Below are 15,555 nucleotides of genomic sequence, written 5' to 3' on the forward strand. Positions count from 1 at the left end.
GGCCGTCGGGAGACCGAGCGGGAACGCGGGCGGCCCGCCGGCTCAGGAGACGGGCCTGGAGTCCGTCCAGACCGATTCGAACTCCTCGCGGTAGGTCTCGAACAGGCCGTGCTCGCTGTCCTGCCCCGCCCGCACCACCGTGCGCCTGCCCCCGCCGCGCAGCACCAGGACGGGCGCCTCCATGCCCCGGGCCCGCCGCAGATAGGGCTGGACGACGCCCACGGCGTCCGGGCCGTCGCCGTCCACCAGGTAGGCGGTGAAGCGCGGGGTCTCGTCGAAGACCTGGATCTCGAACGCGCCCGGGTCGCGGAGCTTGGAGCGCACCCGGCGCATGTGGAGGATGTTCATCTCCACCGAACGGCTCAGCTCGCCCTTCTTGAGGCCGAGTTCCCGCTCCCGGCGGCGCACCGCGCTGCTGGCCGGGTTGATGAACAGCAGTCGGACCCGGCAGCCCGACTCGGCGAGCCGGACGAGCCGGCGGCCGGAGAAGTTCTGCACGAGCAGGTTGAGCCCTATGCCGATGGCGTCGAGCCGCCGTGCCCCGCCGAAGAGGTCCTCGGCGGGCAGCTGGCGCTGGAGCCGGACCCGGTCGGGGTGGACGGAGACCACGTCCGCGTACCGGTCGCCGACCAGCTCCTCCACCGCGTCGACCGGCAACCGGTCCGCGGAGGGCACCCCCGCCCCGCTGCCGAGGATGTCCAGGAGCCGGGCGGAGGCGCGCTCCGCCTGGGCGAGGACCGCCTCGTTCAGCGCGCGGTTGCGGGAGACGACGTTGCGCGCGACCTCCAGCTCGTCCAGGGCCAGCTCGACGTCGCGCCGGTCGTCGAAGTACGGCTCGAAGCAGGGCCAGTGCTGGACCATCAGCTCACGCAGCTGCGGCAGCGTCAGGAAGCTGAGGACGTTGTCGTCGGCCGGGTCCAGCAGATAGCCCTTGCGGCGCGAGACCTCGCGTACGGCGACGGCGCGCTGCACCCACTCCTGCCCGGCCGGTCCGGCCGCGGCCACGACCCACTCCTCGCCGTGCACCGGCTCGTAGATCGGCCGGAGCACCGCGGCGACGACGGCCCGCAGACGTTGTTCGACCAGATTCAGCCAGATATAGGCGCGTCCGGCCCGCTGGGCCCGGGTGCGTACCTCGTTCCATGCCTCCGAGCCCCAGTCCAGCTCGGCGCCGATCTCCATGGGCTGCGCGAGGGACACCGCCCCGGGCGGGGCATCGGTCGATTCCCCCTCGTGACCTGCGTCACCTGGGGGCAGCTCGAACCCTCCCGAGCTCACCCGCGTACCGCCTTCCACTCCCCCACCCAACGATCAAGGAAGGGTACTCCGGGACCACGATCCGACGCAGCCCGATGCGCAGGCGACTTTCTCAACTCCCCTACCCGCAAGGCTTGTTCCTTGCGGTGAGATCGGGGGGAGTGAGCGGATTCATAGTGATTCGGGCCCCTGCCCCGGGGCGGGAACCGGACGCCCACCGGGTGAGGGGGTCCGGAAGCGCGTCCGGGGCGGCACGGGAGTGTCCGAAGTTGACCGGTGCGGCCGGGGTCCGGCGACGGGACCCGGCCGCACCGGGCGACGTCCTAGGTGAGCACCGTGTTTTCGGGGAGTATTCGGGAAGCATCGGGCCGAGGAAGCCACCGCACCCGGATCAGAAGGGGAAGAGTCTTCATCATGCAGGTCTGGCCGGGACACGCTTACCCCCTCGGCGCCACGTACGACGGCGCCGGCACCAACTTCGCGGTCTTCTCCGAGGCCGCCCACCGGATCGAACTGTGCCTGTTGCACGACGACGGTTCGGAGACGGCGGTGGAGCTCCGCGAGACCGACGCCTTCGTGCGCCACGCCTATCTGCCCGGGGTGATGCCGGGTCAGCGGTACGGCTTCCGGGTGCACGGCCCCTACGAGCCCCAGCACGGGCAGCGGTGCAACTCCGCGAAGCTGCTGCTGGACCCGTACGCCCGTGCGGTGGCCGGGAAGATCCAGTGGGGCGAGGAGGTGTACGGCTACCCGTTCGGCAGGCCGGACGCCCGCAACGACCTCGACTCGGCCCCGCACACCATGAGCTCGGTGGTGGTCAACCCGTACTTCGACTGGGGCGACGACCGCCGCCCCCGGACGGACTACCACCGGACGGTGATCTACGAGGCCCATGTGAAGGGCCTGACGATGCTGCACCCGGGGCTCCCGCCCGAGCTGCGCGGCACGTACGCGGGGCTCGCGCACCCGGAGGTGATCGCCCATCTGACCGAACTGGGCGTCACCGCCATCGAGCTGATGCCCGTTCACCAGTTCGTACAGGACCACCGGCTGTCGGACATGGGGCTGGCCAACTACTGGGGTTACAACACCATCGGCTTCTTCGCCCCGCACAACACGTACGCCTCCTGGGGCGACCGCGGCGAACAGGTGTTGGAGTTCAAGCAGGCGGTGAAGGCGCTCCACCAGGCGGGGATCGAGGTCATCCTCGATGTCGTCTACAACCACACCGCCGAGGGCAACCACCTCGGCCCGACGCTCTCCTTCCGCGGCCTCGACAACGCCTCCTACTACCGGCTCACCGACGACCAGCGGTACTACATGGACACCACGGGCACCGGGAACTCGCTGCTCATGCGGTCCCCGCACGTCCTCCAGATGATCATGGACTCGCTGCGGTACTGGGTGACCGAGATGCACGTGGACGGGTTCCGCTTCGACCTCGCGGCGACACTCGCCCGGCAGTTCCACGAGGTGGACCGGCTCTCCTCGTTCTTCGACCTGGTGCAGCAGGACCCCGTGGTCAGCCAGGTGAAGCTGATCGCCGAGCCGTGGGACGTCGGCGAGGGCGGCTACCAGGTGGGCAACTTCCCGCCGTTGTGGACCGAGTGGAACGGCAAGTACCGCGACACGGTCCGCGATCTGTGGCGGGGCGAGCCGCGCACCCTGGCGGAGTTCGCCGGGCGGCTCACCGGCTCCTCCGACCTCTACCAGGACGACGGCCGCCGCCCGCTCGCCTCGATCAACTTCACCACCTGCCACGACGGCTTCACCCTGCACGACCTCGTCTCGTACAACGACAAGCGCAACGAGGCCAACGGGGAGGACAACCGGGACGGCGAGAGCCACAACCGGTCCTGGAACTGCGGCGCGGAGGGCGAGAGCGACGATCCGGAGGTCCTGGAGCTGCGGGCCCGCCAGATGCGGAACTTCATCGCCACACTGATGCTCTCGCAGGGTGTGCCGATGCTGAGCCACGGCGACGAGTTCGCCCGTACGCAGAACGGCAACAACAACGCCTACTGCCAGGACAACGAGCTGGCCTGGGTGCACTGGCCCGATCCGGACGAGAAGGCCGACGCCCCCGCCTCGACGCTGCTGGAGTTCACCCGGGCCATGGTGTGGCTCCGCCGCGACCACCCCGTCTTCCGGCGGCGCCGCTTCTTCCACGGACGGCCGGTGGAGGGCACCCACGACGAGCTCTCCGACATCGCCTGGTTCACCCCCGAGGGCGAGGAGATGACACAGCGGGACTGGCAGGCGGCCCATGCCAAGGCGATGACCGTGTTCCTGAACGGGCACGCGATCTCGGAGCCGGGGCCGCGCGGCGAACGGATCCGTGACGACTCGTTCCTGCTGATGTTCAACGCGAGCGCCGAGACGCTGGAGTTCGCCGTCCCGGTCGGCCACGGGGAGCAGTGGCAGGTCGTCGTCGACACCGCGCGGCCGGAGGGGGTGGAGCCGGGGGCGGGACCGAAGGTCGCCGAGGACGAACGGGTCACGCTGATCGGGCGCAGCCTGAGGGTGCTGAAGCGGTGCGCCTGAGGCCGGACGGGCCGGGAGCGGGAGTGAGTGTTCCGCCCGGGGTGACACGGATCGCCCCGGGCGGGGTACGTAGGAGTCCATGACGCCCACCGCCACGTACCGGCTTCAGCTCCAGCCCGACTTCCCGTTCGCCGCCGCCGAGAAGGCCGTGCCGTACCTCGCCGCGCTCGGTGTCTCGCACCTCCACCTGTCGCCCGTCCTGGAGGCGGTCCCCGGCTCCCCGCACGGCTACGACGTGGTCGACCACAGCCGGGTCCGGGCGGAGCTGGGCGGCGAGGAGGGGCTGCGCTCGCTCGCCTCGGCCGCCCGGGAGCACGGGCTCGGCCTGGTCCTGGACATCGTGCCCAACCACATGGCGGCCTCGCCCCGGCACAACCGGCGGCTGTGGGACGTGCTGCGCGAGGGCCCGTCCTCCCCGTCCGCCCGCTGGTTCGACATCGACTGGGCGGCCGGCGGGGACCGGGTGCTGCTGCCGGTGCTCGCCGGGCCGCTCGGCGGAGAGCTGGAGCGCCTCTCGGTGGACGGGGAGGTGCTGCGCTACGGCGAGCTGGAGTTCCCGTTGCGCGCGGGGACGGCGGGCCTTCCCCTGCCGGAGCTGCTGGACGCCCAGCACTACCGGCTCGGCTGGTGGCGCCTGGCCCGTACCGAGCTGAACTACCGGCGGTTCTTCACCGTATCGGAGCTGATCGCGGTCCGCGTCGAACACCCGGAGGTCTTCGACGCCACCCACGCCAAGGTCCTCGAACTGCTCCGCGACGGGGTGCTGGACGGACTGCGCGTCGACCATCCCGACGGCCTCGCCGCGCCCGCCGCCTATCTGGAGCGGCTGAACGAGGCCACCGGCGGCCGCTGGACGGTGGTGGAGAAGATCCTCACCGGCGACGAGCGGCTCCCGGCGGACTGGGCGGTCGCGGGCACCACCGGGTACGACGCGCTGCACCGAATCGACGGGCTGTTCACCGACCCGTCCGGCGCGGCGGAGCTGCTCGGCCGCTACCGGGGGTTCGCGGGCCCGCCCGGTGACCGGGGCGGCGACTGGGCGGCGACGGTGCGCCGGGCCGCGCACCGGGTGGCGACGCACGAGCTGGCCGCCGAGACCGCGTGGCTGACCCGGCTCGCGGCCGGGGTCTGCGGACGGGACCCCGCGCTGCGCGACCACGCGCCCTGGGCGCTGGAGACGGCGGTCCGGGAGCTGCTGGTGCGGATCCCGGTCTACCGCCCGTACGTCACGGCGGGCGAACCGCCGTCACGGATCGCCGAGGAGACGCTGACCGACGAGGCGGTACGGGACGCGAAGGCGGTGTTCTCCGTGCCGGAGGAGGCGACGGCCGTCGACGTCGTGCGGGATCTGGCGCTCGGGAGGCTCGGCGACGGGGAGGAGCAGGCGGCGTTCTGTGCCCGGTTCGCGCAGACCGCGTCCGCGCTGCACGCCAAGTCGGTGGAGGACACGGCGTTCTACCGGTACGTCCCGCTGGTCTCGGCCACCGAGGTGGGCGGGGACCCGGGGCGGCCCGCGGTGTCGCCGGAGGAGTTCCACGCCTTCGCCACGCGGATCGCGCGCGACTGGCCCGCCACCGGCACGGTCCTGACCACGCACGACACCAAGCGCAGCGCGGACGTACGGGCCCGGATCGCGGTGCTGTCCCAGTGCCCGGAGCGGTGGGCGGCGCTGGTGGCGGAGCTGTCGGCGGCGGCCACCGTGGCGGCCCCGGATCCACAACTGGCGTGGGCTGCCTGGCAGTCGGCGTACGGATGTGCGGAGCTGCCGGCCGAGGAGCTGACCGAGCGGCTGGAGCCGGCGCTGCTGAAGGCGGTGCGGGAGGCGGGCCTGTTCACCAGTTGGACGGAGCCGGATCCGGTGTACGAGCGGGCGGTGACGGACTTCGTCGCCGCCGGTCCGGGCAGCGGGGCGGGCGCGGCCCGGGCCCGGGTCGCGGAGTTCGCCGACGCGCTCGCCCCGCATGTGCGGGCCCAGGTGCTGGGGGCGGCGCTGGTGCAGCTGACGATGCCGGGGGTGCCGGATCTCTACCAGGGCACGGAGAGCGAGTACCTGGCCCTGGTCGACCCGGACAACCGGCGGCCGTTCCGGCGGCCGGAGGCCGGGGGCGAGAAGCAGGCGCTGACGGCGGCCGCGCTGGGGCTGCGGCGGGAGCTGCCGGAGGTGTTCGGGGAGCCGGGGACGTACGCGCCGCTGACGGCCCGGGGCCCGGCCGCCCCGCACCTGGTGTCCTTCTGCCGGTCCGGCGAGGTGGTCACGGCGGTGACCCGGCTGTCCCTGCGGCTGGCGGAGGACGGGGGCTGGCGGGACACGGTGCTGGAACTGCCGGGCGGGGGGCCCTGGCGGGACCTGCTGTCGGCCTCGCCCGGGCGGGAGTTCGCGGGCGGCGCGGTGGCGGCGGCCGAGCTGTTCGCCGAGCGGCCGGTGGCGCTGCTGCGGCGGGTGCGGGGCTGAAAAGCCGGGGCCGTGACCGTCAGGACGGGCGTACGAGGAGGGTGCGCGGGCCGCGGGTGAGCAGGCCGCCCGCCGCCGGGCGGAAGCCGTCGGCCCAGCGGATGCCGGGCATCGCCGTCAGCAGGGCGCGCAGACCGTGTTCGGCCTCCAGGCCGCCGAGGAGCGCCGCGGGGCAGCCGGCCGGGCCGATGAGGAGCGGGTCGGCGTCGGCGCGCAGCGGGTCGAAGCGGTCGGGCGCGCCGAACCGGGCCGGGTCGCGGCCCGCCGCGCCGATGAGGCAGGCGACGGGCGCGTCGGCGGGGAGCGTGCCGCCGCTGACGGCCACCTCGGTACGGGTGCGGCGCAGCACGATCTGGACCGGCGGGTCGCGGCGCAGCGTCTCCGCCCAGGCGCGCGCGAGCAGCGTGGCGGCCCCTTCGCCGGCCGTCGCGGCGGCCGACAGGTCGGGGTCGTCGAGCATGTTGGCGAGGAACGAGGCGAGGGCGTGCTCGCGGAGCGCGGTGGGTCCGGCGCAGTCACCGGCTCCGCCGCCCGCCCGCCGGTGGAGGGCGCCCCGGGGCAGGGTGCTCAGGTCCGGGTAGGAGAGCCCGGCCGCCGCGGCGGCGGCGCCGGCGGGCAGCCAGCGGCAGAAGTCGGCGACCAGGTCCGCCCGGTCGCGCCCGGCGATCCGGCGGGCCAGGACGTACGCGGTCCGCTCGACGACGGGTTCGGCGGTGCGGTAGGGCACGGCCGACGGGACGCAGACCAGGGTGCCCCGGCAGAGGCCGAGCGGGACGGGGGCCCGGCCGCGCGGGGCCCCGTCGTGCGGGTAGCCGGTGAACCGGGGGTCGGTGAGGGCCAGGGCCACATCCGCGTACCGGCTCAGCAGCCAGGTGCCGAGGCCCGGGTCGTAGCCGAGGGGGTAGTCGGTGCGCAGCAGGCGGTAGAGGCGCAGCCGGTACGGGTCCATGGTGGCCCCGGGCGCCAGCAGGCCCGGCTGTCCGCCCGCGATCCGGTGCGGGCGGCGGGCGGCGGGCAGGGCGTCGGGGCGGTCGGCCGGCATCCCGCGCCCCCTGGAGTCGGTGCGCCGGCTGTCGGCGCGCGCCCTCTCAGCGGACCACCGCCGGGGGCGCACCGCAGTCGGCGTACGGCCGTTCGGGTGAGAGGGTGGCGGGGCGAAGGGGACGGATCCCGGCGGTGGGCAGAGAGCCGAGCAGTTCCGTGAAGGCCGCCGCCGCCCCGGTCAGCGCCACCCGGGAGAAGACGCCCATGGGTCGCAGCCAGGGCGGGTCGACGCCGAGCACCGCGCAGTCCTCACCGATCGCGCTCCGGACGAGGTGGGCGGCGGCCGTGGACACGCCGACGCCTGCCGCCGCCATCCGGACGGCTGTGGAGGTGTGCTCGGTCCACACCGCCGTACGGGGCGCGAAGCCCGCCGCCTCGCAGACCCCTTCCAGGAAGGGGCGGCCGTCGATGAGCGGCTCCATGGCGCACCGCACCCAGAACCGGTCGGCCAGCTCGTGGAGGGCGACCGGGGAACGCCCGGCCAACGGGTCGTCGAACGGGACGACGAGGACGATCTCCTCCTCCCCCACCGGGACGACGGGGCCGGTCCAGCGCGCCGGCAGCGGTCCGACGGCCAGGTCGGCGATGCCGCGCTCCACCTCGTCCTCCAGGGCGTCGGTGCTCGCGTACTCGTGGAGGACGAGGCGCACGCCCGGATGGGCGCGCCGCCAGTGGGCGAAGACGTCGGGGAGGATGCCGACGGCCACCGAGTGCACGGTGGCGATGTGCAGTTCGCCGCCCTCCGCCCCGGCGGCGGCGCGGGCCGCGCGGCGGGCCTGGGCGGCGCTGCGGACGGAGCGTTCGGCGTGCGGCAGGAAGGCCCGGCCCATCGGGGTGAGCAGGACGCCGCGCGGCAGCCGTTCCAGCAGCTCGCCCCCGACGGCTCTCTCCAGCGCCTTGATCTGGTGGGAGAGGGCGGGCTGGGTGACGTGGAGCCGTTCGGCGGCACGGGTGAAGGAGGACTCCTCGACCACCGCGACGAAGTACTCCATCTGACGCAGGCTCATCCACCGCACCTTCCGCAGGACTTCACGCACCGCGTCCCATGAACGTTGTGCATCGACTCCACACGCATTCTGCCTTGGACGCATGGCGGGGGCCGGGGCGAGGGTGGGACCCATGACGCTGACGAACGCGGAGAAGATCCACACGAGCGGGAGCACCACGGACGTACTGGTCATCGGCGGCGGGACCGGCGGTTATGCGACGGCGTTGCGCGCGGCGGCCCTGGGGCTGCGCGTCGTGCTCGCCGAGCGGGACGCGGTCGGCGGCACCTGTCTGCACCGCGGCTGCATCCCGAGCAAGGCGATGCTGCACGCCGCCGAGCTCGTCGACGGCATCGCCGAGGCCCGGGAGCGGTGGGGGGTGAAGGCGACGCTCGACGCGGTGGACTGGCCCGCCCTGGTGGCGACCCGGGACGACATCGTGGCCCGCAACCACCGCGGGGTCGAGGCGCAACTCGCGCGGGCCGGGGTCGAGGTGGTGCGTGGCAGCGCCGAGCTGACGGGCCCGCGCTCGGCCCGGATCGACGGGTACGGGGAGGTCGTGGCGCGGCGGGGCGTGGTGCTGGCGACCGGTTCACGGCCCCGGATGCTGCCGGGTCCGGCGGCGGACGGGCGGCGGGTGGTGACGAGCGACGACGCGCTGTTCGCGCCGGGGTTGCCCGGCTCCGTGCTGGTGGTCGGCGGCGGGGCGATCGGCGTGGAGTACGCCTCGTTCCACCGGTCGATGGGGGCCGAGGTCACCCTGGTGGAGGCCGCGGACCGGCTGGTTCCGCTGGAGGACGCGGAGGTGTCGCGGCATCTGCAACGGGGGTTGCGGAAGCGGGGCATCCGGGTGGAGACGGGGGCGCGGTTGGTGGAGTGGGAGGTGCTGGAGGCGGGGGTGCGGGCCGTCGTGCGGACCTCCCGGGGCGAGCGCGTCACAGTGGCGGCCGAGCGGCTGCTGGTCGCGGTCGGCCGGGAGCCGGTGACGGAGGGGCTGGGGCTCGCGGCGGCGGGGCTGGCCACGGACGGGCGGGGCCATGTCGTGCCGGCCGACTGGTCGAGGCTGGAGACGGCGGTGCCGGGCATCCACGTGGTGGGCGACCTGCTGCCGCCGCCGTCCCTGGGGCTGGCCCACGCCTCGTTCGCCGAGGCGCTGTTGGTCGCGGAGACGCTGGCCGGGGTGCGTGCCTCCCCGGTCGACTACGCCACCGTTCCCCGGGTCACGTACTCCTCGCCGCAGACGGCCGCGGTGGGGCTGACCGAGGCGCAGGCCCGGGACGCGGGGCACGACGTGGTGGTGAACACCCTGCCGCTGACCGCCGTCGCCAAGGGCATGGTGCACGGCAGGGGCGGGATGGTGAAGGTGGTGGCGGAGCGGGCGGGCCGGGTGCTGGGCGTGCATCTGGTCGGCCCGCACGTCTCGGAGCTGATCGCGGAGAGTCAGCTCGTGGTCGGCTGGGACGCGGAGCCCGCCGATGTCGCCCACCACATCCATCCGCATCCGACGCTCTCGGAGGCGGTCGGCGAGGCGTTCCTGACGCTGGCCGGGCGCGGGCTGCACCAGCAGCACTGACCGGAGGGGGGTCAGGCAGGCGGAAGGCCGGGGGTGTGCGGCGGAAGCTCGGGCGGGTGGGACGGGCGTTCGGGCCGAAGGTCGGCCGCCGCCCGGGGCGCGGGCGGCGGAAGCTCGGGCGGGCGGGGGGTCGGCGCGGTGAGGCGGAAGCTCATCCGGCCGAAGCTCACCTGGTCGCCGTCCCGCACCGGGATCGAGCCGACGAGCCGCTGGCCGTTGACACAGGTGCCGTTGGTGGAGCCGAGGTCGCGCAGCACCCAACGGCCGTTCCGCGCGGAGAGTTCGGCGTGCAGCCGGGAGACCGTCTCATGGTTGAGGCGCAGCCCGTTGGCCGGGTCGCGGCCGATGAGCAGCGGGTACGGGCCGGGGGCAGGGAGCAGCAGCTTGGGGAGCCGCTCGGTCTGCCAGGCGCGGCGCAGCCGCCCGGGGAAGGCGGATATCCCGCCCACCGCGCGGACGAGTCCCTGGGACCAGCCGCTGCCGGCTTCCAGGTCGGAGGTGAGGGCCACCAGCTCCTCCGGGCGCCGGGCGACGAGGGCGAGCTCCATGCGCCGCATGAAGGTGTCGTGCGACAGCTTGCCCTGTGCCGCGCCGTCTCTGAGCACGCCGAGGACACGGTCGCGCTGGGCGTCCGAGAGCCGCGCGGGACCCGTGGGGAACTCGAAGGAGGACGTCACGTCGACGATTGTCGGGCCGAGGGGCCCGGGGTGTCCAGATGAGGCCGTGTTCCTCCCGCGCTGACCTGCGCCGCTGGCCTGCGGAGCCCCTTGCTAGGGTCTGCCGCTCATCCATCACGAGGAGACTCCGTGCCCCCTGTTCCATCGCGGTTGACGGTCCGTCCGCTGTCCGGGCCCGCTGAGCTCGACCTGTTCTGCGGCCTTTCCTACGTTCTCGACCACGAGCTGGCCGACGACCTCGCCACCGGGCGCCGCGTCCCGGGGTGGATGTGGGTCGCCCTGGACGGGGAGCGGGTCGTTGCCAGGGCCGCCTGGTGGACCGACGCCGCGGGGAACGGTCCGCTGGCGCTGGACTTCTTCGACCTGGACGACACGCTTCCGGTCCCGGAGCGCGTCGCGATCGGCGTCCGGCTGCTGGAGACGGCGACGGCTGCCGTGCTGCCCGCCGGTGCGGAGCGGCCCGAGTACGGGCGGTTCGTACCGCCGGACTGGCACGAGGACCCGGTCGCCCGGGACCTCGTGGGGGCGCGGATCCGGGTGATGGAGGAGACCGGGGCCAGGATGCTGGTGGAGCGGCTGCGGCTGGAGTGGCGGGCCGGTACGCCGGTGCCCGAGGACTCCGGCCGGCTGGTGTTCCGTCCGGTCGCCGGCCGGGAGGACCTGGTCGCGCTGATGGCACCGGTGATGGAGGGCACCCTCGACGCCCACGGGCAGGAGAACTTGGCGTCCGGGCTCGATGTGCGCAAGGCGGCCGAGAAGCACTACGACGAGGAGCTGGCGGGGTACTCCACCCCGATGGACTGGTGGCGGATCGCCGAACTGCCCACCGGTGAGCCGGTCGGCTTCGTCATCCCGGCCCGCAACAGCTACAACCCGATCATCGCGTACATCGGGGTGCTGCCCGCCCGGCGCGGACACGGGTACATCGACGACCTCCTCGCCGAGGGCACCCGCGTACTGGCGGCCGAGGGCGTGGACCGGATCCGGGCGGCGACCGACCTCGGCAACGTACCGATGGCGAAGTCCTTCGAGCGTCTCGGGTACGTCAACTTCGAGCGGGCGTTCAACATGGTCTGGGACAGCCCCGTTGATCCGACCCGTTGACCCGACCCGTTGACCCGACCCGTTGACCCGACCCGTTGACCCGGCCCGTTGACCCGGCCCGTTAATCCGGTGGACGGCGGGCGCGGGGGGCGGCTACGGTCGGCACCGACATCGGCACCGGTCGCGGAAGGAGGCGGGAAACGTGCGCAGGAACAACGGCACCACCATCCGCAGTACGTCACTCTCGCGCTCCCGTCCCGCCCGCCGGGCGGTGTCGGACCTCCTCGTCTGACCGGGAGCGCGGCATTCCGTCCCGGAGGACATTTCCATGACCGATCCGGTCATCCGCGCGCTCACGCCGAGCGACGCCGCACTCTTCACCACGTTCCAGGGCAGCCCCCTCGTCGGCCGGGCCGCCTTCGGCCACGCCTACACCTCGACGGCCGACGGCGGCGAGTACCGCCCCGACTGGTCCTGGGTCGCCCTGCGCGACGACACCGTGATCGCCAGGGCCGCCTGGTGGGGCGGGCCCGACGACACCGAGCCCGTCGTGCTCAACTGGTTCGACTTCGCGGACGGGGAGGCGGATGCGGGCGCCGAACTCCTGCGCCGCGCCCCGTTCGACAAGGAGTACGAGCTGATCGCACCCGCCGGGTGGCGGGACGACCCGGCGGTGCGGGCCGCCGTCGAGGCGCGGGTCGCCGCCGCGACGGCGGCCGGCATGAAGCCGCTGGTCGAGCGCTACCGCTACCGGTGGACCCCCGACTGCCCCCTGCCGGAGCGGACAGGCCGGCTCACCTTCCGTCCGGAGCCGGACGACGCCGTCGTCCTCGACGTCCTGCGCCGGGTCCACTCGGCCACGCTGGACGCCCACGCCCGCAAGGCCATCGAGGGCCCCGGTGGGCTGGAGGCGGCAGCCCAGGAGGAGTTGGACTTCTTCCACTGGTGCCCCTCGCCGCGGGAGTGGCTGCGGCTGGCGTACACGCCGGACGGCGAGGTGGCGGGCATCCAGGTGCCCGCGCACAACCCGTCGGGGCCCTGCGTCGGTTTCATCGGGGTCGTCCCCGAGGCGCGCGGGCACGGCTACGGCTACGACCTGCTGGTGGAGTGCACCCGCTTCCTGGTCGAGCAGGGCGCCGAGTTCGTCGCGGGCGCGACGGACCAGGGGAACGTGCCGATGGCCGCCGCGTTCGCCCGCGCCGGGTACCCGGTCACCCAGGAATGGGTCCATCTGGCGTGAGGGCCCCGGCCTCCTCGGCCAGCCACTCCAGGCGGAGCCGCTGCTCGGCGGGGATCGTCGCGTCCTCGCCGCGCGGCCCCACGTTGAGCAGGACGTTTCCGCCGTCGGCCGCCGTGTCGCGGACCAGTGAGGTGAGGGCTTCGCGGCCGATGAAGGCGTCGGCCCCCGAGGCCCGGTTGTAGCCGAAGCTGTGGTCGACGCCCCGGGTGATCTCGTACGGGTCGCTGCCCTCGTAGCGGGCGTACTCCGGGGTGCGGAAGTCGAAGACGGGCGGTGTGCGTGGGACGAAGCCCTCGCCCTGCGCCACCGTCCGGCGGTCCCACCAGTTGTACAGCGCCTTCGCTCCCGGCAGGTTCAGGCCCCGCCAGTGCGGGGCGTAGGGCAGGAGACGGTCGTTGACGACGCCGTGCGGGACGGTGAAGCGGTAGAAGTCGACCAGGGAGCGGATCTCGCCGGCGGAGGCGGGCCAGGCGATGTCGTTCCAGAGGATGTCGGGCCGGTAGCGGCGGATCAGCTCCCGCAGTTGCGCGTCGGCGTAGGCCGGGTAGCTGCCGCGCGGGACGGCGGAGAACATGTCGGCGGCGGTGCCGATGGGCCGGTCGTCGAAGGTCCAGTCGAGCCCCCCGGAGTAGTAGACGCCGAAGCGCAGGCCCTCGGCCCGTACGGCTTCGGCGAACTCGCCCACCACGTCCCGGGTGGTGTGCCAGCCGGAGCGGTGCGGGTTCTCCGTCTCCGAGGGCCACAGGCAGAACCCGTCGTGGTGCTTGGTGACCAGGACCGCGTAGCCGGCGCCCGCCTCGCGGAAGGCGCGGGCCCAGGCGGCCGGGTCCCAGCCGGCGAGCCCGTCCTCGAAGTCGCGGCCGAACTCCGTGTAGGGGCGCTTCCCGTAGGTGGCGCGGTGGTGGGCGGCGACCGGGGAGCCGGGGAAGCGGAGCGCGTTCTCGTACCACTCCGCGTACGAGGTCCAGCCCAGCGGCGCACGCCAGCCCGCCGCCGGGAGTTCGGCGGCGGGGACGTAGGGCGGGGCCCAGCCGGGAACGGATGCGGGTGTCCAGTGGACGAAGATCCCCAGTTGGGCCCGGGACCACCATGAAGCGACCATGGCGGGAGTATTGATCATTCGGGGGGAGCTGCGTAAGCCCCCTCGACCGCCGGATTCCACTTCTGTGTTTTCTGTGCCCTCTGTGCCTTCTGTGCTTTCTGTGCCTTCTGTGCTTTCTGTGCGCGGATCAGGTCGCGGTACCAGGCGTAGGACCGCTTGGGCGTACGGGTCAGGGTCTCGTAGTCGATGTGGACCAGGCCGAACCGCTGCGAGGCGCCCTCCGTCCACTCGACGTTGTCGGTGAGCGACCAGGTGAAGTAGCCGCGCACGTCCACCCCGGCGTCCATCGCCGCGCGCAGGGCTCGCAGGTGGCTCTCCAGATAGGCGATGCGGCGGTCGTCCGCGTGGGGCTCCTCCAGGGCGCAGCCGTTCTCGGTGATGTACAGCGGCGGGAGGCGGTCGCCGTAGCGGGTGTGGAGCGCGGTGACGATCTCGGTCAGCCCCTCGGGGACCACGGGCCAGCCGAAGCCGGTCTTCTCGTACCCTTCGATCTCCCGTATGCCGAAGGGCAGTTCACCGGGCATCTTGAAGCCGGAGAAGGTCGCCGGCGCCTCCGGCCCGGGTGCTCCGACGAGGGTGGGGTTGTAGTAGTTCACGCCGTACCAGTCGAGCGGGGTGGAGATGACCTTGAGGTCGTCGGCGACCGGGCCCGGCATCAGCGCGGCGAGGTTCTCGTCCGGGTAGCGGCCGGTGAGGACCGGGTCGGCGAAGAGCCAGTTGGTGAGCGTGTCGTACAGCTCCGCTCCGAGGCGGTCCTCGTCGGTGTCGCCCGCCGTCCAGACCGGGGCGTGCGAGAGGGCGGCGCCGATGTTGTCCGCGCCCCCCGCGCGCAGGGCGCGGACGGCGAGGCCGTGGGCGAGGAGCTGGTGGTGGGCGGCGGGCAGGGCGTCGAAGAGGAGGGTGCGGCCGGGGGCGTGCTCGCCCAGCGCGTAGCCGAGCAGGGTGACCTCGGCGGGCTCGTTGACCGTGATCCACATGGGGACGCGGTCGGCGAGGCGTTCGGCGACGATGCCCGCGTACTCGGCGAAGCGGTAGGCGGTGTCGCGGTCGAGCCAGCCGCCCGCCTCCTCCAGCGGGAGCGGGGTGTCCCAGTGGTAGAGGGTGGGTGCGGGGGTGATGCCGTGGGCGCAGAGCTCGTCGACGAGCCGGTCGTAGAAGTCGAGCCCGTCGGCGTTGACGGCTCCGCTGCCGCCGGGCACCACGCGCGGCCAGCTGACGGAGAACCGGAAGGCGTCGGCGCCGAGGCCGGCCAGCAGGGCGACGTCCTCGCGGTAGCGGGCGTGGAATCCGGTGCCCCGGGTGGTGTCGGTGCCGTCCTTGATCCGGCCGGGCAGCGCGGCGAAGGCGTCCCAGCCGGAGGGGCCCTTGCCGTCCGCGTCCACCGCCCCCTCGGTCTGGAAGGCGGAGGCGGAGGCTCCCCAGAGGAAGCCGGGAGGGAACATCGGCAGGGTCATCGCGGCCTCCAGCAGCCGTACGTATGAGCGAAACCCCTACGTGCCGGCAGAACCAGTACGTGTGAGCGGAATCCGTATGAGCGGGCGCCTCGCCGGGCAATGATCAGGACCAGACCTTAATCGCCGGTGGCGGGCGGCAACAGAGCCTGTCGCGAGGATCGTGGAGCCCGTCCCCGGGCGGC

Annotated in this window: 11 protein-coding genes; 5 read left to right on the top strand and 6 right to left on the bottom strand. The window is 73.6% G+C overall.

Annotation, left to right across the window (positions count from 1 at the left end; genetic code table 11):
- Window positions 1-42: 42 nt before the first annotated feature.
- Window positions 43-1,278 (bottom strand): SAV2148 family HEPN domain-containing protein, encoded by a 1,236-nt coding sequence (locus N7925_RS06070; RefSeq protein WP_032790987.1) that lies wholly within the window; start codon window positions 1,276-1,278, stop codon window positions 43-45.
- Window positions 1,279-1,671: 393 nt separating this feature from the next.
- Between N7925_RS06070 and glgX the strand changes: the two genes are divergently transcribed.
- A complete protein-coding gene (gene glgX / locus N7925_RS06075; RefSeq protein ID WP_265598473.1) occupies window positions 1,672-3,801 on the top strand; it encodes a glycogen debranching protein GlgX in 2,130 nt (709 codons plus the stop codon).
- A gap of 79 nt (window positions 3,802-3,880) precedes the next feature.
- Complete coding sequence (gene treY / locus N7925_RS06080) at window positions 3,881-6,253, top strand: malto-oligosyltrehalose synthase (protein WP_274343271.1); 2,373 nt, start codon at window positions 3,881-3,883, stop codon at window positions 6,251-6,253.
- A gap of 19 nt (window positions 6,254-6,272) precedes the next feature.
- On the opposite strand, the gene N7925_RS06085 is transcribed toward treY, so the two are convergent.
- Both N7925_RS06085 and N7925_RS06090 read right to left on the bottom strand, forming a co-directional pair.
- Window positions 6,273-7,295: a cytochrome P450 gene (locus tag N7925_RS06085; RefSeq protein WP_274343272.1), complete on the bottom strand. Its 1,023-nt coding sequence runs from the start codon at window positions 7,293-7,295 to the stop codon at window positions 6,273-6,275.
- A 46-nt stretch (window positions 7,296-7,341) separates the two neighbouring features.
- Entirely contained in the window at window positions 7,342-8,304 is a 963-nt protein-coding gene (locus N7925_RS06090) for a LysR family transcriptional regulator (RefSeq protein ID WP_274343273.1), read from the bottom strand.
- Window positions 8,305-8,416: 112 nt separating this feature from the next.
- Between N7925_RS06090 and lpdA the strand changes: the two genes are divergently transcribed.
- Complete coding sequence (lpdA, locus tag N7925_RS06095) at window positions 8,417-9,856, top strand: dihydrolipoyl dehydrogenase (protein ID WP_274343274.1); 1,440 nt, start codon at window positions 8,417-8,419, stop codon at window positions 9,854-9,856.
- Window positions 9,857-9,867: 11 nt separating this feature from the next.
- Here lpdA and N7925_RS06100 read toward each other — a convergent pair whose 3' ends face one another.
- Window positions 9,868-10,533 carry a DUF1707 and FHA domain-containing protein gene (locus N7925_RS06100; RefSeq protein WP_274343275.1) on the bottom strand — a complete coding sequence of 222 codons (666 nt, stop codon included), beginning with the start codon at window positions 10,531-10,533 and terminating at the stop codon, window positions 9,868-9,870.
- Between the two features lie 129 nt (window positions 10,534-10,662).
- On the opposite strand from N7925_RS06100, the gene N7925_RS06105 reads away from it, so the two are divergent.
- Together N7925_RS06105 and N7925_RS06110 are read left to right on the top strand one after the other, a co-directional pair.
- Window positions 10,663-11,637 (top strand): GNAT family N-acetyltransferase, encoded by a 975-nt coding sequence (locus N7925_RS06105; RefSeq protein ID WP_274343276.1) that lies wholly within the window; start codon window positions 10,663-10,665, stop codon window positions 11,635-11,637.
- Window positions 11,638-11,905: 268 nt separating this feature from the next.
- Window positions 11,906-12,817: a GNAT family N-acetyltransferase gene (locus N7925_RS06110; protein WP_274343277.1), complete on the top strand. Its 912-nt coding sequence runs from the start codon at window positions 11,906-11,908 to the stop codon at window positions 12,815-12,817.
- Here the strand turns inward: N7925_RS06110 and N7925_RS06115 are convergent.
- Both N7925_RS06115 and N7925_RS06120 read right to left on the bottom strand, forming a co-directional pair.
- Window positions 12,789-13,919: an alpha-L-fucosidase gene (locus N7925_RS06115; protein WP_274343278.1), complete on the bottom strand. Its 1,131-nt coding sequence runs from the start codon at window positions 13,917-13,919 to the stop codon at window positions 12,789-12,791. The genes N7925_RS06110 and N7925_RS06115 overlap by 29 nt on opposite strands.
- 14 nt (window positions 13,920-13,933) lie before the next feature.
- Window positions 13,934-15,373 carry a GH1 family beta-glucosidase gene (locus N7925_RS06120; protein WP_274343279.1) on the bottom strand — a complete coding sequence of 480 codons (1,440 nt, stop codon included), beginning with the start codon at window positions 15,371-15,373 and terminating at the stop codon, window positions 13,934-13,936.
- Between the last annotated feature and the right edge of the window lie 182 nt (window positions 15,374-15,555).

It is taken from the genome of Streptomyces sp. CA-278952, from assembly GCF_028747205.1.
In the GTDB taxonomy this organism is placed as follows: domain Bacteria; phylum Actinomycetota; class Actinomycetes; order Streptomycetales; family Streptomycetaceae; genus Streptomyces.